General features: G+C 51.1%; 26 protein-coding genes. 6 read left to right on the forward strand and 20 right to left on the reverse strand.

The genetic code is table 11. The features are described from left to right. Positions 1 to 185 precede the first annotated feature (185 nt). The 7 genes from EXW96_RS09945 to EXW96_RS26940 form a co-directional block, all read right to left on the reverse strand. The gene (locus tag EXW96_RS09945) at positions 186 to 1,766 is read right to left on the reverse strand and encodes an IS5 family transposase (RefSeq protein ID WP_375256423.1); all 1,581 of its coding nucleotides are present in this window, start codon (positions 1,764 to 1,766) and stop codon (positions 186 to 188) included. Positions 1,767 to 2,462: 696 nt separating this feature from the next. Further along, on the reverse strand, positions 2,463 to 2,588 hold the full coding sequence (locus EXW96_RS28050; protein WP_256380582.1) for a hypothetical protein: 126 nt from the start codon (positions 2,586 to 2,588) through the stop codon (positions 2,463 to 2,465). A 60-nt stretch (positions 2,589 to 2,648) separates the two neighbouring features. After that, complete coding sequence (locus EXW96_RS09950) at positions 2,649 to 3,314, reverse strand: 3D domain-containing protein (protein ID WP_174350488.1); 666 nt, start codon at positions 3,312 to 3,314, stop codon at positions 2,649 to 2,651. Positions 3,315 to 3,436: 122 nt separating this feature from the next. Next, on the reverse strand, positions 3,437 to 3,946 hold the full coding sequence (locus tag EXW96_RS09955) for a hypothetical protein (RefSeq protein WP_174350489.1): 510 nt from the start codon (positions 3,944 to 3,946) through the stop codon (positions 3,437 to 3,439). Next, a complete protein-coding gene (locus EXW96_RS09960; protein ID WP_174350490.1) occupies positions 3,943 to 4,110 on the reverse strand; it encodes a hypothetical protein in 168 nt (55 codons plus the stop codon). Before EXW96_RS09960 ends, EXW96_RS09955 begins: the two co-directional genes overlap by 4 nt. Before the next feature lie 486 nt (positions 4,111 to 4,596). After that, the gene (gene erpA / locus EXW96_RS09965; RefSeq protein ID WP_054817078.1) at positions 4,597 to 4,968 is read right to left on the reverse strand and encodes an iron-sulfur cluster insertion protein ErpA; all 372 of its coding nucleotides are present in this window, start codon (positions 4,966 to 4,968) and stop codon (positions 4,597 to 4,599) included. 93 nt (positions 4,969 to 5,061) lie between these two features. Next, entirely contained in the window at positions 5,062 to 5,262 is a 201-nt protein-coding gene (locus EXW96_RS26940) for an aspartyl-phosphate phosphatase Spo0E family protein (RefSeq protein WP_254611335.1), read from the reverse strand. Positions 5,263 to 5,624: 362 nt separating this feature from the next. On the opposite strand from EXW96_RS26940, the gene mqnE reads away from it, so the two are divergent. Both mqnE and EXW96_RS09980 read left to right on the forward strand, forming a co-directional pair. After that, positions 5,625 to 6,728, forward strand: a complete 1,104-nt coding sequence (mqnE, locus tag EXW96_RS09975) for an aminofutalosine synthase MqnE (protein ID WP_174350491.1) — start codon at positions 5,625 to 5,627, stop codon at positions 6,726 to 6,728. Between the two features lie 24 nt (positions 6,729 to 6,752). Beyond that, positions 6,753 to 7,817, forward strand: a complete 1,065-nt coding sequence (locus tag EXW96_RS09980; RefSeq protein ID WP_174350492.1) for an NAD(P)/FAD-dependent oxidoreductase — start codon at positions 6,753 to 6,755, stop codon at positions 7,815 to 7,817. A gap of 5 nt (positions 7,818 to 7,822) precedes the next feature. Here the strand turns inward: EXW96_RS09980 and EXW96_RS09985 are convergent, their stop codons facing one another. Continuing rightward, on the reverse strand, positions 7,823 to 8,077 hold the full coding sequence (locus EXW96_RS09985; protein WP_174350493.1) for a YuzB family protein: 255 nt from the start codon (positions 8,075 to 8,077) through the stop codon (positions 7,823 to 7,825). 79 nt (positions 8,078 to 8,156) lie between these two features. On the opposite strand from EXW96_RS09985, the gene EXW96_RS09990 reads away from it, so the two are divergent. Next, positions 8,157 to 8,405: a NifU family protein gene (locus tag EXW96_RS09990; protein ID WP_062406733.1), complete on the forward strand. Its 249-nt coding sequence runs from the start codon at positions 8,157 to 8,159 to the stop codon at positions 8,403 to 8,405. Positions 8,406 to 8,476: 71 nt separating this feature from the next. Here EXW96_RS09990 and EXW96_RS09995 read toward each other — a convergent pair whose 3' ends face one another. The 5 genes from EXW96_RS09995 to EXW96_RS10015 form a co-directional block, all read right to left on the reverse strand. Then, on the reverse strand, positions 8,477 to 9,271 hold the full coding sequence (locus tag EXW96_RS09995; protein WP_074727314.1) for an SDR family oxidoreductase: 795 nt from the start codon (positions 9,269 to 9,271) through the stop codon (positions 8,477 to 8,479). Positions 9,272 to 9,349: 78 nt separating this feature from the next. Beyond that, positions 9,350 to 10,045, reverse strand: a complete 696-nt coding sequence (locus EXW96_RS10000) for a Cthe_2314 family HEPN domain-containing protein (protein WP_174350494.1) — start codon at positions 10,043 to 10,045, stop codon at positions 9,350 to 9,352. A gap of 69 nt (positions 10,046 to 10,114) precedes the next feature. Next, on the reverse strand, positions 10,115 to 11,875 hold the full coding sequence (locus EXW96_RS10005; protein ID WP_174350495.1) for a menaquinone biosynthesis decarboxylase: 1,761 nt from the start codon (positions 11,873 to 11,875) through the stop codon (positions 10,115 to 10,117). 54 nt (positions 11,876 to 11,929) lie between these two features. After that, positions 11,930 to 12,877: a COX15/CtaA family protein gene (locus EXW96_RS10010; protein WP_054817075.1), complete on the reverse strand. Its 948-nt coding sequence runs from the start codon at positions 12,875 to 12,877 to the stop codon at positions 11,930 to 11,932. A 199-nt stretch (positions 12,878 to 13,076) separates the two neighbouring features. Beyond that, positions 13,077 to 13,424, reverse strand: a complete 348-nt coding sequence (locus tag EXW96_RS10015; RefSeq protein ID WP_054817074.1) for a thioredoxin family protein — start codon at positions 13,422 to 13,424, stop codon at positions 13,077 to 13,079. Between the two features lie 198 nt (positions 13,425 to 13,622). Between EXW96_RS10015 and EXW96_RS10020 the strand changes: the two genes are divergently transcribed. Continuing rightward, positions 13,623 to 14,465, forward strand: coding sequence for an SPFH domain-containing protein (locus EXW96_RS10020; RefSeq protein ID WP_174350496.1), 843 nt, complete (start codon positions 13,623 to 13,625; stop codon positions 14,463 to 14,465). A gap of 9 nt (positions 14,466 to 14,474) precedes the next feature. Continuing rightward, positions 14,475 to 14,681, forward strand: coding sequence for a type II toxin-antitoxin system antitoxin (locus tag EXW96_RS10025; protein WP_054817073.1), 207 nt, complete (start codon positions 14,475 to 14,477; stop codon positions 14,679 to 14,681). 242 nt (positions 14,682 to 14,923) lie between these two features. Here the strand turns inward: EXW96_RS10025 and EXW96_RS10030 are convergent, their stop codons facing one another. After that, the gene (locus EXW96_RS10030) at positions 14,924 to 16,522 is read right to left on the reverse strand and encodes a copper amine oxidase N-terminal domain-containing protein (RefSeq protein WP_174350497.1); all 1,599 of its coding nucleotides are present in this window, start codon (positions 16,520 to 16,522) and stop codon (positions 14,924 to 14,926) included. 124 nt (positions 16,523 to 16,646) lie between these two features. On the opposite strand from EXW96_RS10030, the gene EXW96_RS10035 reads away from it, so the two are divergent. After that, a complete protein-coding gene (locus tag EXW96_RS10035; protein WP_174350498.1) occupies positions 16,647 to 17,921 on the forward strand; it encodes a DUF2515 family protein in 1,275 nt (424 codons plus the stop codon). Positions 17,922 to 17,926: 5 nt separating this feature from the next. On the opposite strand, the gene EXW96_RS10040 is transcribed toward EXW96_RS10035, so the two are convergent. The 6 genes from EXW96_RS10040 to motA all read right to left on the reverse strand — a co-directional run bounded on the left by EXW96_RS10040 (position 17,927) and on the right by motA (position 24,581). Then, positions 17,927 to 19,597 carry a putative polysaccharide biosynthesis protein gene (locus tag EXW96_RS10040; protein WP_174350499.1) on the reverse strand — a complete coding sequence of 557 codons (1,671 nt, stop codon included), beginning with the start codon at positions 19,595 to 19,597 and terminating at the stop codon, positions 17,927 to 17,929. 19 nt (positions 19,598 to 19,616) lie between these two features. Then, positions 19,617 to 20,102 (reverse strand): DUF456 domain-containing protein, encoded by a 486-nt coding sequence (locus EXW96_RS10045; protein WP_174350500.1) that lies wholly within the window; start codon positions 20,100 to 20,102, stop codon positions 19,617 to 19,619. Between the two features lie 30 nt (positions 20,103 to 20,132). Then, positions 20,133 to 20,876 carry a Cof-type HAD-IIB family hydrolase gene (locus EXW96_RS10050; RefSeq protein WP_054817071.1) on the reverse strand — a complete coding sequence of 248 codons (744 nt, stop codon included), beginning with the start codon at positions 20,874 to 20,876 and terminating at the stop codon, positions 20,133 to 20,135. Between the two features lie 18 nt (positions 20,877 to 20,894). Further along, a complete protein-coding gene (asnB, locus tag EXW96_RS10055; RefSeq protein WP_174350501.1) occupies positions 20,895 to 22,775 on the reverse strand; it encodes an asparagine synthase (glutamine-hydrolyzing) in 1,881 nt (626 codons plus the stop codon). 233 nt (positions 22,776 to 23,008) lie between these two features. Next, complete coding sequence (motB, locus tag EXW96_RS10060; RefSeq protein ID WP_174350502.1) at positions 23,009 to 23,797, reverse strand: flagellar motor protein MotB; 789 nt, start codon at positions 23,795 to 23,797, stop codon at positions 23,009 to 23,011. After that, positions 23,781 to 24,581 carry a flagellar motor stator protein MotA gene (gene motA, locus EXW96_RS10065; protein WP_174350503.1) on the reverse strand — a complete coding sequence of 267 codons (801 nt, stop codon included), beginning with the start codon at positions 24,579 to 24,581 and terminating at the stop codon, positions 23,781 to 23,783. The genes motB and motA overlap by 17 nt, the downstream gene beginning before the upstream one ends. Between the last annotated feature and the right edge of the window lie 45 nt (positions 24,582 to 24,626).

The following is a 24,626-nucleotide window of genomic DNA, read 5'->3' on the forward strand; positions in this document are numbered from 1 at the left end:
GGGGTAATTAACCGTGAATAGTGATAAAAGCAAAATGAATAATATCAGTTTGCTTGGCTCGGGTGCAAGACGAATTGTATATGATCTGGGTAACGGTTACGTTTTAAAAGTTGCTAAATCCAAATATGGGATCAAAAGCAACAAAAGAGAAGTAAATAGGGCTTGCTGAACAAGATTCGTTCCATTTACACCCAACGTAAGTCTCTAAACCCAAGCAGTCTGAAAAAATGCAAAAAGAGAACACGCAGTCGCCGCTCCAGATTCATGACCAGAAACTGAAGGGCGATGACGGTCAAACTGGTTTCGGCGCCACGCGCCCGAATGCGACCTAGGCCCAATTTGCGCTTGCCTTCTCCAAATTTTCCTTCGATCGCATTACGCTGTACAGCGTCCTGGCGCTCTTGCCGACGATCGGCGACTTCACTTTGCTCTTTCGAGGGTCTGCCGAGCTTCGGGCCACTAAGGCGAATCCCTAGCGTTTTGCAATAGTTCAGGTTGTCTCGATTGCGGTAGATTTTATCGGCTAGAATGACGGCGGGATAATACCCGAATCGCTGTTTGTACGCTTCCACCGATGCTTGCAGCGTGGTTGCCTCGTTGAAGCTGTCCCATTGTGCCGTTTCGATCCAAGCGTAACCGTCCACCAGACTGGCGGCGATTTTGGCGCCGAACTCCACGTTCGCTCCAGCTTTGCCTCGAACCATCGGACGTACATGCGGCTGTTCGATACTCACGATGCGATCGGCGACGATATGTGTCTTCTTCTCCATCATTTCGCGCTGCTGACGGTAGAGCTCCGAGATGATCAGAAGCTGGCGATAGTGTCTTTTGCTCAGTTCCGTGAGAGGCGTATACTTCACGAGGGCTTCAATAATCCGCAGATTCCGTCCCACGTAGCCAAGTTGCTTTTTGATCGCTTTGCGGATCACCTTGCCCGATGCCTTGCGTTGCTTGGAAACACTCAGGTACGATTTTCTGGCTTTCTCGCGGTACGTGCGCGGCTTCTCCATCGCTCCGACATGGGGACGGTGCAGTACGTCGATGATGTCTTCCAGGATTTCACGGGCGTGATTCAGCAGCCCCAAGTCAGTCGGATACTTGATGTCCGCAGGCGCGCATGTCGCATCCAGCATGAGGGTGCCCTTGTTCATGACTTCCGCTGTCGGTGCGGCTGTAGATGGCAGGACGTGTAGCTTTTTCGCCATGTTGCGGGGTTTCTTCGCCACAACAGGGGGCTCCTCGGGAATAGAGAAAGCGTCCCCTACCTCCATGGTGAGCTGCGAGCCGCCCGCGTCGTTGTCGTCGTCATCGCGATCTCGCTTGGACGATTTCGGTTTCGCCTCGACCTCTCGCTCTGCTTGCAGCGCGGCTTGGGCGATCCAGTCGTTGACTTCAGCTAGGATTTCCAAGCCGAGCCGTTCCCGAAAATGCGTGAGCAGGGAGTGATGAAACGGCACTTCATCGACATACGCAGTGTAGCCCAAGAAGAACTGCAAATATGGATTTTCCTGGATTTGTAAGGTGGTCTCGCGGTCACTTAAACCAAGGCGCTCCTTGATGATGAGCGAGCCGAGGGCGATACGTGCCGAGTACGCCTTTTGGCCGATGGCTGGGGACTTGAACGAGCTCACATATTTCTCTTCTACTTTGTCCCAAGGGATGATCGCCGCAAGCTGCACCCACCGATTGGTTGGATTTAATTTTCCGCCAAAGGGCAAATAGAAGTTTTCCAACAAGTCTGCCATATCTCGATTCAGCACGAACACTTTCGCTCACTCCATCTGCAAGGTTTTTTACCGATTTTCCGTGTTTTCTTTGCAGATGAATTCGACAAAAGTGCCTCTAAACCCTTGTGAGATAAGGATTTTTTGATTTTTCAGCAAGCCCTAAATACTTATCGTTCATCTCCTTCTCCATTAAGAAAACGCCTTGCCGAAATTATCGATTATGGGAATCATTACCGTTGGTTGATCATGAAAAAGCATACCAGGAAATTCCCGAATTCTTCAAAACATAAACGGAATCTTTACAAACTAAGAATCATGTTTAAGTCCAATGGTATCAGAGCTTATGAGGTTCTCACCCGCCGGGGCAAACCCAATTATGAAAACTTGCGTGTAAACAGAAATGGAAAAATTGTTGTGATTGATTATGGAAATTTTAAATTTCACCGGTAAAATGCCAACCGTTGTTTTTTCCAGAAGCGTTCCCTACACTTTGATCTGTATCCTCATTTCCGCATTGGGATAATCGGCTTCTTTATAAAGCTTAATGACCTTTTCCGAATCATACCCGACCCGTTCGATCGATGTTCTCAGATGGCCTTCATAAAACGGTCCGGCGTCGCATAAAATCCGTAAATTACGCTTCCGTTCACCTCACATTCGATTTGGGTGGGCAGACCTGCCAACAAAAATGGAGTGTCAAACGGGTTGCCCGTTTGCACTCCATTTTATAGAGCATTATCTTTTGGCGCTTTGAGCCGCACCCTCGCTCGGATTATTCTGGGCCGGCCGCTTTACATTATTTTCAACGACTTCTTCGGAAAATTCCGAGTCGTTTTTCTTTCTGTTTTTGTTTTTAGCCATGGTCTCACCTCCCCTACATCCGATATTGTGGATGCACCGGAAGGGTTTTATGATGGAAACTTAATACAGCAGCTCATTTTTTAATTGGTTCCAAAGGGACTGATTTATTTTCCCGCTGCCCTTTTTGACCACAAACACATTCAGCTTCTTTTTGCCCCACTCCTGATAGACCTGATCTTTGGTTTCAAAGTACAAATCGATCCGGTTACCTTTAATCGCGCTGCCCGTATCCGCTACAATTCCGTAGCCATAGCCGGGAATGTAGAGAACCGTACCGATGGGGAATACTTTCGGGTCTGCGGCAATGGTCGAAAAAGATTGTACGTCGCGGGCAACCATCATACCTGAATACGTAACGCCATACTCCGGATGTCCCGGACTCTTTCCGGTGGATTCCTTACCCGCGAAGTAACCTGTTGCGGTCACTTCCACAGCCGTATATTTCGATAAATCCTGCCCCGGATGCGGGAAAAACTTGTAATTACGAGCTTGCTTACCCTGTCCCGATTGGGATGAAACGGGCTTGGTTTTAGGGCTTTCCAAGGTTACAGCCGTTTGGCTAAAACCGGAAACCGGAATCGGAATGTTATTGGCCTGAACGGGTGTAAAGCTTGTGCTGCGTAATGCTGCAGCTTGCCTTTGTTCTTGTCCAAACCATACCAATACGGACAGCATCAGCGTGATGAAACAAATCCATTTGGCATGGCTTGCGGTTTTCGTTAACATATGTGTTGTTAAACCTCCCCTTAATATAGGAGGCTATCCATATCTGAACCAATCTATACATAGGACAATAGATCGCTATACAAAAAAACCCCGAAGGGCCCTCCATACGCCGGATCTATGTATTATCCCTGAACAATACTTTCTTTTACCTGACCATCCTTGAAAACCCGGTACTCATAGATTTTGCCGTCCTTCAGGTACAGGAAAGAATAATGATTCACGGTTTTTTCTTCAGACCAGTCCACAAACAACTGAATGGTAACCGACCCGTTTGTCAAACCATCCATATCGATGGAATCCATTTCCCCCTGGTAATTGTACCCCTGCTTTGTTCCTATATCATAACGCCACATCTTATTGCCTTCCATAGCGTTGGTTACTTCGGTGTAGGTTGAGCCCAGCAGATTTTTCACTTCATCTTGGGACATGTTCATTTTCAGATTCTGCTTAATGTAATCCACATCGATCTTGCGGTCCGTGCTGGCAGCTTTCTTCGGGCTCGGTTGGGAAGCTGCACCCGCGCCAGACGGTTTGGTTTCTGTACCCTTAGCCGGCGGCGTGCCCACAGATGGGCTTGCTTTACCGGTATCGGCGTTTTTGTGCTCGGTACCCGCTTCAGGCTGTTGACTCACCGGAGGAGCCACCGTGCCAGCGTCAGCGTTTTTTGTTCAGTGCCGGCAGAAGGCTGCGTACTAGAGGGGACAGCGGACTCACCTTCCCTGGAGCTTTTCTCCCCGCAGCCGCTTGCGAGTACAATAGCAACCGCGATCATCAATAGAACCATCGATTTTTTCATTCATTTCCTCCTCGTATTTCTGCAAAACATGATGTACTCTTCACAATTATTAACGCGGAAACCATCCGAAAGTTGCATTTTAGATTCGCTAGTTCTTATACAAGCCCGCACTTATGCGCCGGATTGGATACGGTCGGGCGGATGCAGACGAGCGGGACCGTTTTGATTCGGTGGTTTTCATTTAATGAGAAAAATTTTGTTATAATTCAATGAACTATTTTTATCTGAACTAAAAAAACGTTGTCCTCATACAATCATTCAAGAAAATTAACATAGCCTTTGAAATACCCACTCTCCGGAATTACGGAACCAAAGTCCTGTTAGGAACTCGCCTCTCACATTTCTTTAGCGTCATAATAAAAAACCTCCTGACCGATGCTCACGTATGAACATCTGTCAGGAGGACGCTATCTTCAACCCTGAAACGCCGACTTTGGGGTCGTTAACCTTCGCTATCCGGGGTCGTTAATCATTTAAGTATCTATATTAAACCTCGACTTTATCGTCGCATTTCTCGGGAGTCCCCTCTTCATCCTTCATTTTGAAGGAAGAACCGCACCCGCAGGTAGCAACAGCATTCGGGTTGTGAATAGTGAAACCGCCGCCCATGCCTGCGTCCTGGTAATCAATCTCGACGCCGTAGAGGTATTTGGCGCTGTCCGGGTCTACGACTACCTTGAGACCGTTAATATCCAAAACCTTATCGTCCTGCTGCTGGGTATCGTCAAATCCCATGCCATAGGAGAAGCCGCTGCAGCCGCCAGACTTTACGCCGATACGAAGGAACAAATTCGCAGCTTCCTCCGCCGCCAGCATTTCCTTAATTTTATCGCAAGCACTTTCGCTAATGGTAATCATAATCCGTTGCCTCCCTTACATTTAAAATGTGGTCCTGCTTAAAGTATACTCCTTCCGGGCTCTTACCTCAAGGGCGCGTGATTTGCGTTTTATCTACAAAGATGGAGTTTTAGCCGCGGGGCCGAGTTTTATATGATGATAACGCAGCAATAATTCATCCAACTGCTGACTGCACCTCTGCACTTCCGGATGCAGCAAACCGAATTGAACGCCCAAGCTGACCATTCGCCCGCGAACCTCTTCTATTTCACTGGTGATGGCTGATTGTTTATCGGGACAACTCGAAACTAACACGATCGTTACACCGTCCTAAACTAGTTCTACAATGAAAAAGTATATTATATTTGGAAAGAAAAGAAAATAGGCAATGTATACATTATGCATGATTATATTAATTATTTTTATTAACGATCTTTCATAATCGATTTTGATAAACATCCAACGAATGCGTTTTTCACCGAATCATATATTGCCCCGCTTGTTCAGTAGGTTTATAATGAGAAGGATTGATGGTTGATTCCAGTCATCAAGAAGACTTCATATATAAGGTTTTGCCGTACAGTCTTCTTCACTTGTGACAATATTCACGGACGTTAAAAAATCGCGTCCCAGGCTCTCCGGCCGGGGGCGCCTAAACAGTTTACGGAGGTGCAACAATGAGCATCACGACAAATTACGGGCAGCGTATGGCTGAAATCGCCGAAAAAGTGGAGCACGGAGAGCGCCTATCCTTGGAGGAAGGCGTATACTTATACGAATCCGATGATTTGCTCGCCATAGGTCAAATGGCCAATAAGGTCAACCTGCGCAAGAACGGGAAAAAGGTTTATTTCGTCGATAATATGAGTCTTTACTTTACTAACGTATGCGAAGAGCATTGCGCTTTCTGTCATTTCCGCCGCGATGAAGGACAGGAAGGAGCCTATACGTTAACGCCGGAGCAGATGTTTGAATATATCGATCAGCACATTCATCCGGGTCTCCGCGAGTTTCACATCACCGGAGGGCATAACCCGAACGTGCCGTTCCAATACTATGTGGACAGCATCCGCGCGTTGAAAGAGCGTTATCCGAATGTAACCATTAAAGCTCACACCGCTGCAGAAATCGAGTTTTTTTCACGGCTTAGCGGGTTAAGCTATAAAGAAGTGCTGCAGACGCTCATCGATGCGGGATTAGATACGATGCCCGGAGGAGGCGCGGAAATTTTATCCGAGCGGTACCGCAAAAAAATGCACCTGGTCGACAAAGCCTCGACGGAACAGTGGCTCGAAGTTCACCGTACGGCGCATCAGCTCGGAATGAAGACGCATGCCACGATGCTGTTCGGATCGATTGAGACGTACGAGGAGCGTATCCGTCACTTGATATACCTGCGTGAGCTGCAGGATGAAACCGGAGGTTTTATGGTATTCATTCCGAATGCTGTGCAGCCGGCCAGTGTCAATGCAGGTTTGAAAAAACGGGTGTCCGCATACGACAATCTGAAGACGATTGCGATCAGCCGTTTGATGCTGGATAATATCCAGCATGTCAAAGCCTACTTTATCAATCTCGGTACACAGCTTACTCAACTCGCCTTCACTTTCGGGGCATCCGACGCTCACGGAACGATTATCCAGGAACGGATCAGCCATTCGGCCGGTGCGCTTTCGCCTGAAGGCATGACCCGCGATGAGCTGGTATGGCTGATTAAAGGCGCGGGACGCATTCCTGTAGAGCGGGATACTTTTTATAATGAGATCAAGGTTTATAACTAGGTCATAGAAAGGGTTTGCCATTGTATGAAAAAACTTGTGATTTTGGGCGGAGGCTATGGTGGATTAACCGTAGCCAAAGAACTGCTCAGTAAGGAATTGCCGTCGGACACCGTCATGATTCTGGTGGACCGGATGCCTTATCAAGGGCTCAAAACGGAGTATTACGCACTGGCAGCAGGGACGGTATCGGATTGGGACATTCGGGTGCAGTTCCCGGTCGACCCCCGGCTTATTTTAAAATACGGAGAAGTGGTCTCTGTCCTGCCGGAGCAAAAGGAAGTCCGTTTTGCAAACGATGAGACGTTGTCCTACGATTGGCTGGTCATAGCCCTCGGCTGTGTTGATCGTTATCATGGCATTCCGGGTGCCGAAGAATTCTCACATAGTATCCAGACGCTGTCCTCCACCCGGAAAACGTATCAGAACGTTAACGACATAGCGCCTTATGGCCAGGTGACCATCGTCGGCGGCGGCCTCAGCGGTGTTGAAGTCGCTGCGGAGCTTCGTGAAAGCCGTCCCGATATGAACATCCGAATTCTGGATCGAGGTGCCAGCATTTTGTCTCCGTTTCCGGGCAAGCTGCAGAGGTATGTCCGCGACTGGATGCTCGAGCATGACATTGAGCTGCGTTCGCACATCTCTCTCGCCCGTTTGGAAGGCGGCATGCTGTACAACCAGCAGGAAATCATTTACACCGACATGACAATATGGACTGCCGGCATTCAACCGAGCCCGATCGTGCAGAACTTGAATCTGCCCAAAGATGCACAAGGTCGTCTCATCATCAACGAATACCACCAGCTTCCGGATTATAACGATATCTTCGTCGTTGGCGACTGCGCCGCCCTTCCGTTCTCCCCCAGCGGTCAGGCTGCGGAGGCCCAAGGAGAGCAAGTGGCTCATGTCCTTCAAGCGATATGGAAAAACGAAACTCCCCGGGTCGGCAAAATCAAGCTCAAAGGAGTTCTCGGATCGCTGGGAAAAAAAGCGGGGTTTGGCCTTATGGGCAAGCGAACCGTCATGCTTGGAAAGGTGCCCCGCGCTATAAAGTCCGGGGTGCTTTGGATGTCCAAAAGACATTTCGGATAACCGGATTACTCACCCAGGAGATCGAACATGGCTTCGATCTCTTTTATTTTATCTATGATAGCCGCCTCCAGCTCATCGGCCGTTGAAGCGGCGACAATCTCGCCGTTAACCAACGCAAACGGCAAAACGTAGCATTCCCCGCAATTGCCCAGGCAGCCATATTCAATCACATCGTAATCGGCGTTCTGTTCCAGTTTTTTGAACAGCTTGTCTGTGCCGTGATGCATATTATTTGTACAAAATTCAATAATAGGTCTCATAGGAAGGTAACACCGCCTTGCAGCCATTTTCATTTTTCGTTGATTGTAATATAATAAGGTAAGAAGGGAGATGATGCAAATGAGCGAAAGTACTCAACAAAGTACGGTGTACGATGAAGTGCTTGAGGTTCTAGATAAACTGCGTCCGTTTCTTCAGCGCGACGGAGGCGACGTGGAACTTGTTGATGTGGAGGACGGCGTCGTTAAACTGAAGCTCATGGGTGCTTGCGGCAGCTGCCCAAGCTCGACCATTACTCTGAAGGCCGGTATCGAACGCGCCCTCCTGGAGGAAGTGGAAGGCATAGAGGAAGTCGTACAAGTATTCTAACGGCTTGATTCCCATTCAGGCAAGGCACAAAAATGCAAGCATAAAGCCCTGAATCCCGCAGTATGCGGGTTTCAGGGCTTTTTTGCCGTGCCGTTGCCGGTAATCGCGCGAATCGGATCCAAGCCTCCGGAAATGTCCATGATGTTGCCCGTAATGAAATCAGAACGCTCCTCGCACAAAAAACGGATCACGCGGGCGATATCTTCTCCGGTTCCCGGCCTGCCGCGCGGAGATTCGTCATCATGGATGTGCTCAACCTCGCGGATCGTGCGTTCCTTGTTGTCTCCAACGATATCGCCGGGACAAATCATATTAACCGTAATGCCGCTTGCCGCCTCTTCGACAGCCAATGTCTTGGTAAATGAGACCAGACCCACCTTCGCCGCGGCGTATACGGCCCGATGGGGCCAACCGCGCGCTTCCGCCGCATGACCGAAACCAAAATGGATAATGCGGCCCCACTGTTTGCTTCGCATCATAGGGATGACCAAATGATCCAGATGCATGACTCCGAGCAAGTTGCCCTGCATCAAATCGAGTATTTCCTGAGTCTTGTAATCGCGAAACAGCCTTCGTTCGCGAATGAACGGCCCCGCATTATTAATGAGAATGTCAATCGACCCGAAGCGGCGTACGGCCTCGTCCACGAGGCGCTCCCGATCCTCCCCCCGGGCTACGTTGGCTTGAATAGCTTCGCATTTTACGCCCTTTTGGCGGATTCGCCCACAGAGTTCTTCGGCTTCTTGCTTACTGTTCACATAATTGACAATGATATCCAACCCTTGATCGGCCAGCAGGAGTGCGGTCATTTTGCCGAGCCCTTTGGCGCTTCCGGTGATGAGTGCGGTTTTCCGCTGCTGCTCCATGCTCTCGGTTCCTCCCGGCTTCATCTAACTTACCTTGCTATATCAAAGTATAGTGGATGCCGGAATTCGATTCAACTCTTAAGAACGGCGGTGCAGATAACGAAATACCTCCGCTGCCGCACGAAACGTCATTTGGCACCCTTGCTCCAAATCTTGAAGATTTTGCTGTATGTCTTCGGTCCCTATCCTTATCTGTTCGCCATATTTCGCTTCGGCCGCTTTCATCAGGTCATCCAGTAAATCCGCATTTATGGTGTGTATTTCCATGTTCCGCTGGTTGCGCAACCGGTTAAGCGGTTCATTATATTTGATTTTGAGCTCATAAAGCTGCTGTTCCAAATCTGAAAACCGCTTGTCCTTGTGCATATGGCGAAGCACGGTAAAGTAAGAAAAGCGTGATTTGACCCTTTCCGTGTGCAAAGAGAACCTCTCGTTCATGAAATGCCCCAACTTGTCCAAAACCGCAAATACACGGATCAAAGCATTGTTATAATAATATAAGTGCCGATGGTAATCATCAAGCTCCTCGGCGGACATCTGATCGGTGTATTTTTTGCTTACCTTGCGGCCAAACCGAACGGCTGCGAATTGACTTTGCTCCAAATCGTCCAACATACGCAGGAAGCTTTGGCACCAGATAATGTACCGCCGCTCCTGTGACGACTGCCGGGAGGCAGATGTCAATGTGTACATGTATTTACGAATCGCTTGAATGGCTTCCAGCAGCAGGCCTGCGTCTTTGCGCGGCGGCTCGCCGAACATCGCTCTTAGCATAACAAATCTCCGTATATATGTGAATTTGGTCTGGTCAAGTATAACCGGATACGTGCCGATCTATGATTTTCAGGAAAAATATTCTTTCCACCGCCGGTCCACCAGTTCCACGATATCTTCGCGCGGGAACAACTCATCAGGATACCCGGGCTTCATGCGGGCGTCGATGACAAGCGGCAGTCGATAGCCGATGTGATGGCGGTTAACCTGCGTATGAGCATAAATATCTCCCGCCGGGTTAAAGCGCGTAAATACGGTCCAAAGGAATGCGGTTTGATCTTTAACGAAGGAGGTGTCGTCCGCGAGGATGACAAGCGGCCAATCGCCAAGACGGTCTCCCGCTTGTTCCACAAGGCGCTGAGGCAGAAGCGGATCCTCCTCATAAGCCGCTCCCGAAACCACCAGACATCCCCGGCAGTAGACGGCCAGGGAACGGATCCCCGGCAGCTCTCCGCCATCGTATACGGCCGGCAGCTGACGCTGAGGCTCGCCAACGCCAAGCAGCACGGCTTTGCTCCCATGATTCAAGCGGTCACCCGTATAGTCCAGCGTATCATGCGACGTATGGTCGAAGATGAACAGATCGCGAAGCGGATCAAATCTCTCCAGTACCGTCTCCAGCAGCTTGGGAAAGCGCTCCAGCTCTACATGTTGATCCGTAACGATCAAAAACTTCGTCAGCGTCAGCTGGCCTTCGCCCAGGATACGAAACGCGGTGCCCAGCGCCTCGCGGCTGTAGCTGTCGCGGACGATGGCCGCAGCGAGCGGATGAAACCCGGTTTCGGCATAAGTCCACAAATCCTTGACTCCCGGCATGGCCATTGGAAAGGCCGGCGACAGCAAACGCTGTAAAAATTCACCGAGATAGTAATCCTCCTGACGCGGCTTTCCGACAATCGTAGCGGGGTAGATGGCATCTTTACGGTGCCACATATGACTGACCTCAAAAACCGGAAAATCATGCGTGAGCGAGTAGTACCCGTAATGATCGCCGAACGGTCCCTCGGGACGACGCAGATACGGCGCCACGGAACCGCTGATGGCGAATTCGGCTTCCGCGACCAATCGATGGCCGCCATGCGGATTTTGCACCATCGGAAGCTTTTGTCCTACGATGAGCGATGTCAGCAGAAGCTCCGGAAGATGCTCGGGCACCGGAGCAATGGCCGATGCTATCAAGGCCGGCGGCCCCCCCAGAAATACGGTGACCGGAAGCGCCTCGCCGCGCTTTTCCGCCTCATGGTAGTGAAAGCCTCCGCCTTTATGAATTTGCCAGTGCATCCCCGTCGTCTTGGCGTCATACACCTGCATACGGTACATCCCCAGGTTATGATGCCCATTTTCCGGATGCTCCGTGTAAACGAGCGGCAGCGTCACGAACGGGCCGCCATCCTCCTGCCAGCTGGTCAGAACGGGCAGGCCGTCCAAAGGCGAATCGGTTTTGCATTGCTGCAGGATCGGCGCCGAATCCGGAGATACATTTTTGATTCCGATTTTGAGCAGATCCACAATCAACTGGCGCTGCTGCCACAGCGCCTTCGGTGTAGGCGGTACAAGCGTGTCCACCGCGCCGACAATCTGCTTCATCAGCTGCTCCGGCCGCGGGCCGAAAGCCAGATCGACACGCCGGCTCGTACCGAATAAATTCGTTACGACAGGAAAAGACGCTCCCTTCACATTCGTAAAGAGCAGGGCAGGGCCCCCCTCGTCGATAACCCTTCTGTGTATTTCAGCCAGCTCCAAATAGGGATCCACGGGTGCGGAAATCACTTGCAGCTCATTTTCCTTACGAAGCGCTTCCAGAAAGGAACGCAAATTATCAAACCTCATATTCAGTATTTCTCCCTTCTATATAGCGGTAACAGCTCAAAATGAACAGAAGGCTTACGGCAGCCTTGGAGCCGCGTAAGCCTGCACTTCCCTGTCATCGGCCGTCTGCATAGAGATGATGGCCAAATAACACAGGATACCGAATAAACATGAGATCAAAAGCGCATGCAGCAAGCTGGCCACCAAAAACATGTCGTACCCAATGGTAAGCGTGACGAAGCCGCCGCTTAAAATTTGGAAAAATACCAGAACAAGAGACCATAGTGCCGCTTGATAAACACTGCTTCCCGGTTTTGCCTGATTCCGGATCATCAGGAACACGGCGAGAATGGCCAGACCCAGGAGCGCAGCAGCCAACCTGTGAGTAAATACAACTCCGGTTCCCCCTGTCATCTCGGGGATCACCTGGCCGTTACACAGCGGCCAACCGATACAGCCGCCGATCGATTCGGTATGGCGCACGAAAGCGCCCAGATAAACGACGACATAACTATACAGCAGGACTCCCCATATCGAAAGCCTCGCTCCACGCGACAGCCGCGTTCCGTCCCCGCGGATCAACGCCTCGCCGAACTTCGTAAATACCAAATACAGCAGTAAAGTGAAGGCAAAGGACAAGAGCGAAAATCCGAAGTGCAGAGCCATGACCAGAGCGGATTGTGGCCATAAGACCGCAAACGCGCCCAGAATCGCCTGAAGCACCGTAAAAAACATCGCTCCGCCAACAAACCATTTTGCATCTTTGCGCTGGCTGTATAAAAACACCAGAATCGTCGTTGCAAGCAGAATGATTCCAACCACACCTACAACGAAGCGATGGCTGTATTCAATAAGCGACTCGATCGTATAAGCCGGTACGAAGCGTCCGTTACAAAGCGGCCAATCGTCCCCGCAGCCCCGTCCGGATTCTGTCTTGGTCACAAGCGCCCCCATCAACAGAATCAGAAACATGCCGAGCATGCTTGCAAGGGAAAGCCGTTTAAGCCATCGTTGTATATTCATTCGCTCTTCACACCCGCTTCTTCATAAAATCCGACAATAATAGACAAGCCCTAATGCTCCAAATTACATTATAGCGATAAATGGGGATCAAATCCATGTGGAAATGTTACAAAGCAATGAAAGAAGCAAGCCAGCGTCTGATGAAATGAACCGGAGAATAAAAAAACTTCCGGAGAATTCATCTCCGGAAGGATGAAACTTATGATTTCTGCAGTTCGTTCGCAACGTCAACGGCGCGATCCAGAAACTGCTCAATTTCTTCCCGGGTCTTGCGAAGCTTGCTGACAAAACGGATAAGCTCTTTGCCGTCCCGGAATGCGATGAAGCTGGGGATACCTAAAATATTCAGCTCGGAGCAGAGTTCCGGCATCTCATCGCGGTCAATATGAATAAAAGTCAGCCGGTCTTGATAAGCCGCCTCCACTTCAGGCATAAAAGGTTCGATAAAATGGCAGTCCTTGCACCACGTCGCTTTAAATACGGCAATCGTTGGCTTAGAGCCGCCGATAATCTCATTGAATCTTTGTTCAGTTGTAACGTGTTCCATGAAAACACCGCCTTTGAATGGAAGTGATGAATCTGTTTGTTAACATTATATCACTTATAGCACTCGAAGCGGCTCCTGTCAACTTTCAACAAGACTCGTCATTTTCCATAAAAATGTATTTTACATTTATTCCTAAATGTGATATCATAAAAATATCAAATAAGTATTAAATGAATTTCATCTAAGGAGAGCTGTCTTATGAAAGAAAAAAATGCATGGGTGATTAATGGATTCCTGGGACTGCTGCTGATGCTGGCTGTCGATGCGCTCGGTCTGGTACTCTTGATGAATGAGTACATTCTGCTGGGTATTGTACTGCTCGTTGCATCCGTACCGCTGCTTTCTGCGATTACTGTCGTGCAGCCCAATCAGGCCATGGTGGTCACCTTCTTCGGAAGCTATGCCGGAACCATTCGTAAAAGCGGATTGTGGATGACCGTTCCCTTCTCGGTCCGCAAAAAGGTATCTCTGCGAGTTCGCAACTTCAACAGCGCCAAGCTGAAAGTCAACGATATTGAAGGAAATCCGATCGAAATCGCGGCCGTAGTCGTATTTCGTGTGATCGACTCAGCCAAAGCTACGTTCGACGTAGACAACTACGAGCAATTCGTGGAAATTCAAAGTGAAACGGCCCTGCGCCATGTAGCCAATAAATATCCTTATGATACCTTCGATTCAAACGGCTATTCACTGCGCGGCAACTCTGAAGAAGTGGCCGCAGAGCTCAGCCGCGAGCTGCAGGAACGGCTGTCCGTCGCCGGAGTGGAAGTCATGGAAGCCCGCTTGACTCACCTGGCTTACTCAACGGAGATCGCAAGCGCTATGCTCCAGCGGCAGCAGGCCACCGCTATCATTGCCGCCCGCAGCAAGATCGTGGAAGGCGCCGTAGGCATGGTACAGTTGGCCATCGCCCAGCTGCAGCAGGAAGGCGTTATCGAGCTTGACGAAGAACGCAAAGCGGCCATGATCAACAATCTTCTCGTCGCCATTGTATCCGACCGTTCCGCCAATCCGGTCATTAATACGGGGAGCTTGTACTAAGGGATCGCCATGGCCGCGAAAAAAAACTTTCCCCTGCGGCTCGATCCCAAGCTGTATGAAGTGCTGGAACGATGGGCAGCCGATGATTTCCGCAGCGTGAACAGCCATATCGAGTATTTGCTGCGTGAAGCGGCTGTCCGCGCAGGGCGGCTGCCCTCTTCCCGTTCTGCCGTTCGCAAGCCGCAGGAACCCGATCGCATGACGGAGGAGAACTAGTACGATAAAAGAAAAAGAATTCATGCCAAGAAAGCCCCTATCTGTCCCAGGCGGAGTCAGATAGGGGCTCTGTTTTTACAGTTCAAAATTAGCGGACTTGGCGAATAGTAATTTGAATCATGCGCATAGTAACAACAAGGGTTGCCAAATCTTGCATCTACTGCGGCAATACGCTTGCTCCGGCAAAAAAAACGCATCAATGCGCCTGTAAGGCGCATCGACACGGCTTAATCCATTCGTGTTTAGTCACGGGTAATCGAGACCATCTGGCTGTCTTGATCCCAGTTGACTTCAGCTCCCATACTTTCAGAGACAAAGCGTACAGGAATATAGGTGACATTGTCGACCAGCACGGCCGCTTTCTCCAACTGTTTGGCTTGCCCGTTTACCGTTGCTTCCTTGCTATCGATGGTAAGCAGGATTACTGTTCCGTTGAGATGATCCGTCACCTTCACTTGACGGGCCGCGGCGTCCCATTCCACGTCGGCATCCAGTCTTTCCGCAACGAAACGCGCCGGCACCATAACCGTTCCTTGATCGTTAAAAGGCTTGATGCTGAGGAACGGGTCGACTTCTTCATTGATGAACAATTGGATATCTTTTTTCGTTACCTGCAAATCGTTCTTCAAGAGCTTATACAGCTGAGAATTCGGATCCAGGGAGGCAACGATTTTGCTCGGTGTGACCCGTGCTTCGTTGCCGTTCAATTCAATCACACCGCCGGTCGTATGGATTTGATTGATGGCCACCGGTTGGTTGATGTTCCACGTTTCAGCCGTTGAAGTGACTTTAATGCTCTTCAGTCCGCCTTCCAATCCTTGCGGCAGCGTCAGCAACAATTCGGAAGCCGATTTGCGGGTCATCAGATCTTCATCGACATACATATCCATTTTGAACACTTGATTTCCGTTCAGCCACTCCTTGGCCTTGGCTCCCGCCTCGGAGGCAAACAGCGCTTCAACGGATTGATCGTAATCTGCCAGCAGCTGCTCCAGATTCGTTTTGATGAAGGTATGAATGAATTCGACAGCAAGCGTTTTGTTATTTAAATAAGGTGTGATCGCAGCGGCCGTCGGATCATTTGGTTCCGTGCCGATTTCCTGCATCATTTGTTTCACAAAAGGGACATACAGATCATACAGCGTACCGATGAATTCTTTTAAACCCTGCTCATCCGCCAGTACGTTCGTCAAAAATCCTTTGACCAGTCCGACCAGCTCTTTGCCGTAAATCTCGGCATGCACCTTTTGCAGGTTCAGGCTTTCACCGTTCACGGTTTCATTGACTTCCTCAACGGTAATCGTGTTCGGATTCGGAAGGTTACGGGAGAAGAACGTTCCGAATGAAGGCATCGCATCGACAGCCTTCTCCGTCAGCTGCTGAAGCTGTTTTTGCAGCTCGTCGGAAAGAGGGATCGGATCGCCCGCCGGGTTCCAGGTTGAAGCATCATTACGGATCAGCAGCGGCTTCTTGGCGCCTTCGATTTGAATGATGTAATACGTGTTAGTCATCACCATTTCGAAGGGAATGCTCCCGCCGGAATAACCAAACGTTCCTTTCATGGATGCATTGAGAGGATCCTTCGCCTTATATTCGGTGATATCCAGTGTAATTTTGCTGAACAAGTCAAATATTCGCTTGTCCTCAGGGGACAGCACGGCCGATGGATCAGCCGTCAGCTCAACGGTCAGGGATTGTTTGCCCTCTGCCGATTTGACGGCAAAGGTGTTCGCGAGCGCCTTGCTGATATCGACGTTCGCCACCGGTTGACAGCCTGCGAGGATAGCAAGCACACCGATCATCATGAGAATGAGTGCGGAATTCCAGCGTTTCTTTTTCATTTGTGCCTCCTGAATTAAGGATGATTTATATTACAGCCTACAGAGTTATACGAAAATAGGGGATGAATGTTGCACTTTTTTTCAAAAAAAGGTTAGTCATTCTAATAACGGGAGGAAAAACGGAATGAACGGAGGACCCTATCGCTGGAGCGGTTTGGACCTGCTTCATAAAATCGCCGATGTCCCCCAGGAGGCCTGGCAATGGCTAAAAGCCAAAGCCCGCCTGCCCGCGCATGAAAAAAAGCTGCTCATCGCAGCTCACCGGATGGAAGTCGAAACCGCCTCCGTCGAGGCGTTGAGTAAACGTCTGCACCGGAGGCTGGACGTGGGCCCGGCTGGGAGCGCCATCACTCTTGCTCCGCAGGACAGGGAGCTTCTAGAGCGAATTGAACGGGAGCGCGACGTACACAACCGGAACAATGTGACCCGCACCGCCGCTTATTTGAATATGTACCGGGAGCACCCTGAGCTTCATTGGGCTTTGCTCGCTCATATGGTTTCGCGAAACGGCGGCTGGTACATGACCGATCTGCAGGGCGAGCTCATGCCGCTGCTGCTCGACGGGAACCAGCGGCAGGCGGTATTCGCCTTTCTCGAGCGGGCCAATGCGCTCATTTTTAGAGATGCTTACGCCCAGCTGCTTCTCTACCGGGCAAGCTTGCAGTGCCAATCGCCCCTCTTCTATCTGCTCCCTCTTTTAGGGGTCTCTTCCTTCATGCGTCCGGTCTGGGAGCTCTTTTGGGAACGCAAAGATTCCGTTGCGTTAACCATTGGTTTAATCGTTAACGAACAGAATCACATTGAACAACGAGTTGTCCGGAATCCCGTATTCCGCCATTCGGTCATCGAAACGCTGTTTTTCCAGGCCCAGTCGCTGCTGCAGCTCAATCAGATCATTTTCCCTTATCTCCATAACGGCAGGATTCGTATGGCCGGATTAATACTGGAGAATTACAGCAGCCTGCAGGAACGAATTGAAGTTGGAAAAAAGCTGTATGCCATTTTGTTCGGCATACCTGTCGTTTCTAAGGGTGCCAGGGAATTCGCCTTCTCCACGAGTCATTCCGGATCCAGAGCGGATTATTGGCCTCATCTGTTTACCTGGACCCGCAAGCAGCCGCCTGTGCCTCGCGGCCAGCTGAAGGAGCGGCTGAACGGCTGCAAGCTTCGGCCTGGAGCCGTTCAGCTGTATAGTCCGAAGCTCGCCGACAGTTGGAAGGATTGTCCTTTATCTCCGCCGGAGCCTGGCGACTGGTTCCAAAATATGGAGGCCATGTGGCACTTCACATCAATTGAAGCGCCGATCTCCTTTGAGATGACGCAGGAATACTGCTCGGGACTGAACAAGATTGAGCTGGCTGTTCTGGCCGGCGGTCTGCTTGTATCCTCCTCCGAATGATTCCTTTATCCGCGATCACTCTGACGGTCCCGACCCGAGCGCCCAAGAATCGGCCCGGCCAGCTTACGCAGCGGACCCGGCAAATGCTGCAGGTCTTGAACGGTCATCACCCGGGTCAGGAACAACAGAACGGGATATGCGGCGCCGGTTACTCCAACGATCAGTATCGACTGCACCATAGCGTCCCAACGTTCGCTGCCGAACGGGTGAATGTAGCTGCGGCTCACCGTATCCAGTCCGATACCCAACAGCACAATCACCACAGCAACTACAGCCAGACCCGCCCAGCGGCGTAAGCTGAAGACACGGAAACGAACCGTTCTGCGCAGCATCTGCAGGCTGATGAACGTCATGACGATGAAGCAAAGCGCCGTAGCGGCAATAATTCCGTATATGCCGAACAACGGAGCCAGCGTGAAGCTTGCGATCAGCTTCACGGCAATACCTGCGACGACACTGAACACCAGCACCTTCATTCGCCCCATACCCATCAGCACGGCGCCGGAGGTTTGCATAAGGATTTGGAACATCGCGCTTACCGTCAGTGCAATGATGATTGGTGCCGCATATTCTTCAACGACAGGCGATCCGGTTGGATTGCCGAAAATAAAATGGTTGAGCGGGCCTGCTGCGGCACAGATCACCAGCACCATCGGCAGACCCGACAGGATCGAAAGCTGAAGCACCTTTGCCGTCTGTCCCTCCACCTGCTTCATATCGTTTTGCGAGTAGGCCGAAGAGATAATCGGCACAATGGATTGACTGAGCGCAATGGCGAGAATGATCGGAATACCGGCCAACGACTGCGCCCGCCCTACGAGTATTCCTAAAATTTCCTTTGCGGGCAATTCTCCGATTTGATCCCTCAAAAGCAGCGTCACGATCGAAGCGTCAATCGTGTAAATCAGCGTGACCGTCATGGAGAAAATGACAATCGGTACGGATAATCTAAACAGCTGCGCATAGATTTTTTTGAACGTCAACGGTTCGCCCCGGTCTGGACCGGGCGCTTCGGCCCTCTCCTCCAGCCGCTCTTTGCGGTCGCTCCGCTTAAGACGAATGGCGTAGTACAGCATCACGGCGGCAGCTGCGATGCTTCCCATCACGCCGCCGAACGAAGCGCCGGCGACGGCATACTCCAAGCTGTGGCTGAGAAGCAAATACGCCAACAGCACCGACGTGGCTACGCGAAAGATCTGCTCGATAATTTGCGACATCCCGTTAGGCATCATCATCCGCCGGCCCTGGAAATAACCGCGCATAATGGCGATGAGCGGAAACAGCAGCAGAGCCGGCGCGATCGCCTGAATCGGCAGAGCCGCTTCCGGGTTGGCGATGCTTTTAGCATAATAAGGCGCCCCTGCATACAGCAGTACCGTCATCACGATGCCTGCGGCGGCTGCGAACACCAGCGCAGCCTTATAGATTCGGTCGGCCTCCGCGTGCTGACCGAGTGCCGTACGCTCGGATATCATTTTGCTCAGCGCACTCGGAATCCCTGCCGTAGCCACGACCAAGAGGACCGAATACAGATTGAAGGCGATCCCGTATGCCGCCATCCCGATGTCCCCGAGCAGGTAGACCAGCGGGATGCGCTGCACCACGCCAAGAGCCCTGGCCACCAATGCAGCCAGGGTCAGGATCAGCGTTCCTTTGACTAACGAATCTTTAGACAAGACGTTCCCTTCTTCCCCGTTAATACCTTAGTACCCATACGATAAACAGAATGATCATCAGCAGTTGAAACGCTACCTTGATCACCAGGCCTGAGAAAAAGCCTACCACAGCCCCGATACCCGCATGGAAAGCCTGCCGCAGTTGGGTGCCTGCAACCAGTTCGCCGATCAGCGCCCCAAGGAATGGGCCGATTAAGAGGCCTGCTACAGGAATGACGAACGGACCGATCAAAAGTCCGATCGTACTGCCGACAACGGACGCGCGGGAACCCCCGAACTTCTTGACTCCCAGTGCGCTAACCGCATAGTCGGCCACCATCAGAACAGCCACGATCGTGGTCTGTATGAGCCAAAACCAGAGTCCGAACGGCTCAAATCCAATCATCCAGCCATATACGAAGAAAGCCGCGTAGATGGCCAGTGCGCCCGGCAGCACCGGATATACCGCTCCGGCCATCCCGACGGCAAATAAGATAATGATGATGATCCATGCTGCAACCGTCATCGCGCGATCGCCTTCCTTCCGGACTTTAGCCTATGTTAGAGCGTACTGCCTAATCGCTTGGGCGACGCCATTCTCTTCATTCGTTAACGTCACGGTGTCGGCCAATGCTTTGACCTCATCTTGCGCGTTGCCCATCGCGACGCCAAGTCCGACCTCTTGAAGCATCACCGCGTCGTTCAAGCTGTCGCCCATCGCCATCACTTGAGACATATGGATTCCAAGCAGCTCACACACCCGCTTTAATCCGCTGGCTTTGCTGATGCCCTTCGGATTAAGCTCCAGATTCCATGGGTGCGAATTCGTAATCTCCAACTGGTTCCACGAAGCAAGCTCTTGACGGATAACCGCAAGACTATCCTCATTTTCCGTATAAAAACCGAATTTCAGCCACTGCTTCGCATCGATCTCTGATTCGGGCAGCCAACGTTCTTTATTATAGATGTCGCCGACACAGTACGCCCAAAACCACGTATCGTAGTAGGCCGCCAGCTTATACATACGCCGAATAAGGCCGGGGTCGACAACGTGACGCTCCAATAGCTTCCCCGGCGCCTTCCACACCTCGCTCCCGTTTACGGTCACCTGCGGCGATCCAAGTGCGAGCTCCCGCACGTACTCTTCCACATTCTGCACGCCCCGTCCCGTAGCAAACATTACGGTAATTCCGGCGTCCTCCGCCAACCGGATGGCTGCCTTGTTTTCCTCCGATATACGTTTATCATCCGTTAACAGCGTTCCATCCAAATCGAGCGCAATCAGTTTGTAACGACTCATTTGGCTCCATCCCCCCCTTTACAACGCATGTGCCAATGCCGGGCCCGTCATCTCTTCCACATACGTTGTATGCCAAAGCGCGAACATATAAATGGTCCAGATCCGGCGCGCATAGTCCCCTTGACCGTTTTGATGGTTTTTCAGCATCGCCCGTACCGTATCGATACGGATGTAATCTTCAATGCCGCTGCCGGCGATCTGCTCCATAATGACATGACCTTGAGGACCTTTCATCCAATCCCGCATCGGAACCGGGAACCCGAGCTTCGGCCGGTTTAGGATGAAGTCCGGAATGATCCCTTCCATCGCTTTGCGGAATATGTACTTCGTCGTCCCTTCCGCTATACGGTATTTGGCCGGAATACGGCGGGATACTTCATAAAGCTCCACATCGAGAAACGGCACGCGAAGCTCCAATGAATGAGCCATGGTCATTTTGTCCGCCTTCATCAGGATATCCCCGGGCATCCACAGATTCATATCGATATACTGCATCCGGGAAACCGGGTCCAAATGCTTGCTTTTATCGTAAAATACTTTGGCAATCTCCAAAGGATTCCGGTAGCTCCTAAGCATTTCACGGTCCGCCCGCACCACTTCCGCTTTCATGTCCTCGCTGAAAATTTTGGCGTTGCCCAGGAACCGCTCCTCCAGCGGGGTCGTACCGCGAAGCAGGTAGTTCCGTCCGTAAAGGCCCTCCGGCAGCAGTCTGGCCAATGCATGCAGCAGCCGTTTAATCCCTGCCGGCAACCGTTCGACCGGGGCCAGCGACTGCGGCTCGCGATAAATCCGGTAGCCGCCGAACAGCTCGTCCGCTCCTTCCCCGGACAGCACGACGGTGACGTGCTCCCTTGCAAGCTGCGCGACATGATAGAGGGCGATCGCCGACGGATCGGCGACAGGCTCATCCTGATGCCAAACCGCCTTCGGCAGGGTGGCGAAATAGTCCTGTGCCGTAATGATTTTAGCGTAATGCTCCGTGTCGAGCGCCTGTGCGGTTTGTCTGGCGATCACCGTCTCGTTGTTCGCCCCCTCAAAGCCAACGGAGAAGGTACGGATCGGTTCGATCCTGCGCATATGCGCCGCAATCGCCGTCGAATCGATACCGCTGGAGAGGAAGCAGCCGCGCTCCACATCGCTTTGCATATGATGAATAACCGAATCCTTCAAAGCCTCCCGAATCTGCTCAACGCCATCGGCGAGCGTAAGCTCCTCATTCGGTTCCAGCATCGGATCCCAATAGGGGCTAATCTTCATCTCGCCATCAAAGGTCACGGACACGGTATGGCCAGGGGGAAGCTTATAGATCCCCTGAAACATCGTGGTCGGCTCCGGAACGTATTGGAACGTCAAATAGTTCAGCAAACTCTCCGTATGAATGGCCCGTTCCACCCCGTCGGCCGCCAGAATGCTTTTGATTTCCGAACCGAACAGAAATCTCTTGCCGTCGTTATAGTAGTAAAAGGGCTTGATCCCAAAATGGTCCCGCGCACCAAACAGCCTCTTTTTCCGGCGGTCCCAAATGACAAAGCCGAACATCCCGCGCAAATGCTTCACGCAATCTTCCCCGTACTCTTCATACAGGTGGACAATAACCTCCGTATCGCTGTGGGTTTTGAACCGGTGCCCCCTGGATTGCAGCGTATTGCGCAAATATTTATAGTTATAGATCTCGCCGTTAAATACGATCCATACCGTCTCGTCCTCATTGGCCAGCGGCTGGTGTCCTTCACTCAAATCAATGATCGACAAGCGGCGAAAGCCCAATCCGATCCGGTTCTCGGTCCAAAATCCAACATCGTCCGGTCCCCTGTGAACGATAATATCGGTCATGCTTTTCAGCATGGAAGGGGCCGGTTCTCGGTCTTCAAAGTATAAAACGCCGGTAATTCCGCACATATGATTCCAAATCCTCCTCAAAAGCTCGCCCTTTTGGCTATAAATGATCATGCAGAAAGGCGCTTTTCATCATCCGATACAACAGTATACCATATTCGTGGTGTCCGCAGGAAATGAGATGGTTTGGCGGCAAAAAGCATATTCCTCCCCGCACATGGAACCATACAGTCTATGGCCTATGAAAAAAAGCATCCGCGTCTCCGGCGTCGGAGCGATGCAGATGCTTTGTTTATTTACCGGGCGGAAGGAGCTCCGGTCGGAGCCGGGTCCGCATATTTGCGAAGGATGGATACCTCGACCCGGCGGTTTTTGGCGCGTCCTTCTACCGTATCGTTCGTATCCACAGGCCGGTATTCGCCATGCCCTACGGCACTGAAGCGTCCCGGATCAAGGCCGGGATTCTCAAACATAACCTTCATGAAATTAATCGCCCGATCGGAGCTCAGATCCCAGTTGGACCGATACTTCCAGTTATTGATAGGCAGATTATCCGTATGCCCGGAAACCACAATCTCATACCCCGGATACTGCTGCAGCATCTTGGAGATGTTGATTCCCAAGTCACGTGCAGTTGTCTTCACTTCAGCGCTGCCTGAATCGAACAGCGCATTATCGCTGATGGTAATCAAAAGCTGCGAGTGATTCAGCTTCGTATCCAATTGGGTAGAAAGGTTGTTTTCTTTAATATACTGGTCGAGCTGCCGTTTCAGCTTCTCCATATCTTCTTGCTCTTGTCTTATCTGCTCTTGGTGTTCGGTCTGGCTGCCGGATGTCGGGCTCTGGCTCGGAGAACTGGGCATCGGGATGGGAGTTATACCGCTATTCTCAAACATTCCCATACCGCCGCTCAAAGCGATTTGAAAAGCCTGGCTCATTTGTTCATATTTCTTGGCATCCACGCTGCTCATAGAGAACAGCACGATAAAAAGCGCGAGCAGCAAGGTTAAAAGGTCGGCATAAGGGATGAGCCAGGATTCGTCGATATGCTCCTCGTGCTGATGGTTCTTATGCTTTTTCTTCACCGCCGTCCGCCCCTTTCTCCGACAACTTCGCACGTTCTTCAGGCGTCATAAATACGGACAGCTTCTGGCCGATGGCGATCGTAGATACACCCGACTGGATCGATAAAAGGCCTTCCACCATCATCAGCCGGATCTCCACTTCGCGTCGGGATAATCTTTTGAGCTTGTTGGCTATAGGATGCCATAACACATAACCCGTAAAAATACCTAACAGCGTAGCGACGAATGCAGCGGCAATAGCGGCCGACAATTTGGTAATATCGCTCATATCCGCCAATGCGGCGATCAAACCGATAACCGCACCCAATACGCCTAGTGTCGGAGCATATGTACCTGCTTGAGTAAATATCATTGCACCTACACGGTGCCGCTCTTCCATGGCCGAGATATCTTCCATGAGCACATCATGCACAAATTCCTGGTCGTTACCGTCAATGATCATCCTCATCCCGTTTCGTAAGAAGGGATCCTGCATTTCGTCCACTTTAGACTCTAAAGCCAGCAACCCTTCACGGCGTGTGATCGAAGCCAGCTCTTGAAACAACTGCAGCAATTCTTCACGGGATGTCAGCTGCGGTTTAGTGAATACAAGCTTGATTAATTTCGGGAATTTCTTAAGCTCAGACATCGGAAAGGCTATGAATAACGACGCGGCCGTCCCGATAATAATGATCACGAAAGCGGCAGGATTAATCAATGCCCCAACCGGTGCATGCTTCAGCGCCATACCTCCGATAACAGCTACCAGACCAAGAACGATTCCGATTATCGTTGACTTTTCCATTTGCCCACTCCTTACAATATTGAAATACCGCTTATGATGCTCACT

Origin of the sequence: Paenibacillus sp. JMULE4 (assembly GCF_013337105.1) — a bacterium.
GTDB classification, from domain to species: Bacteria; Bacillota; Bacilli; order Paenibacillales; family NBRC-103111; genus Paenibacillus_G; species Paenibacillus_G naphthalenovorans.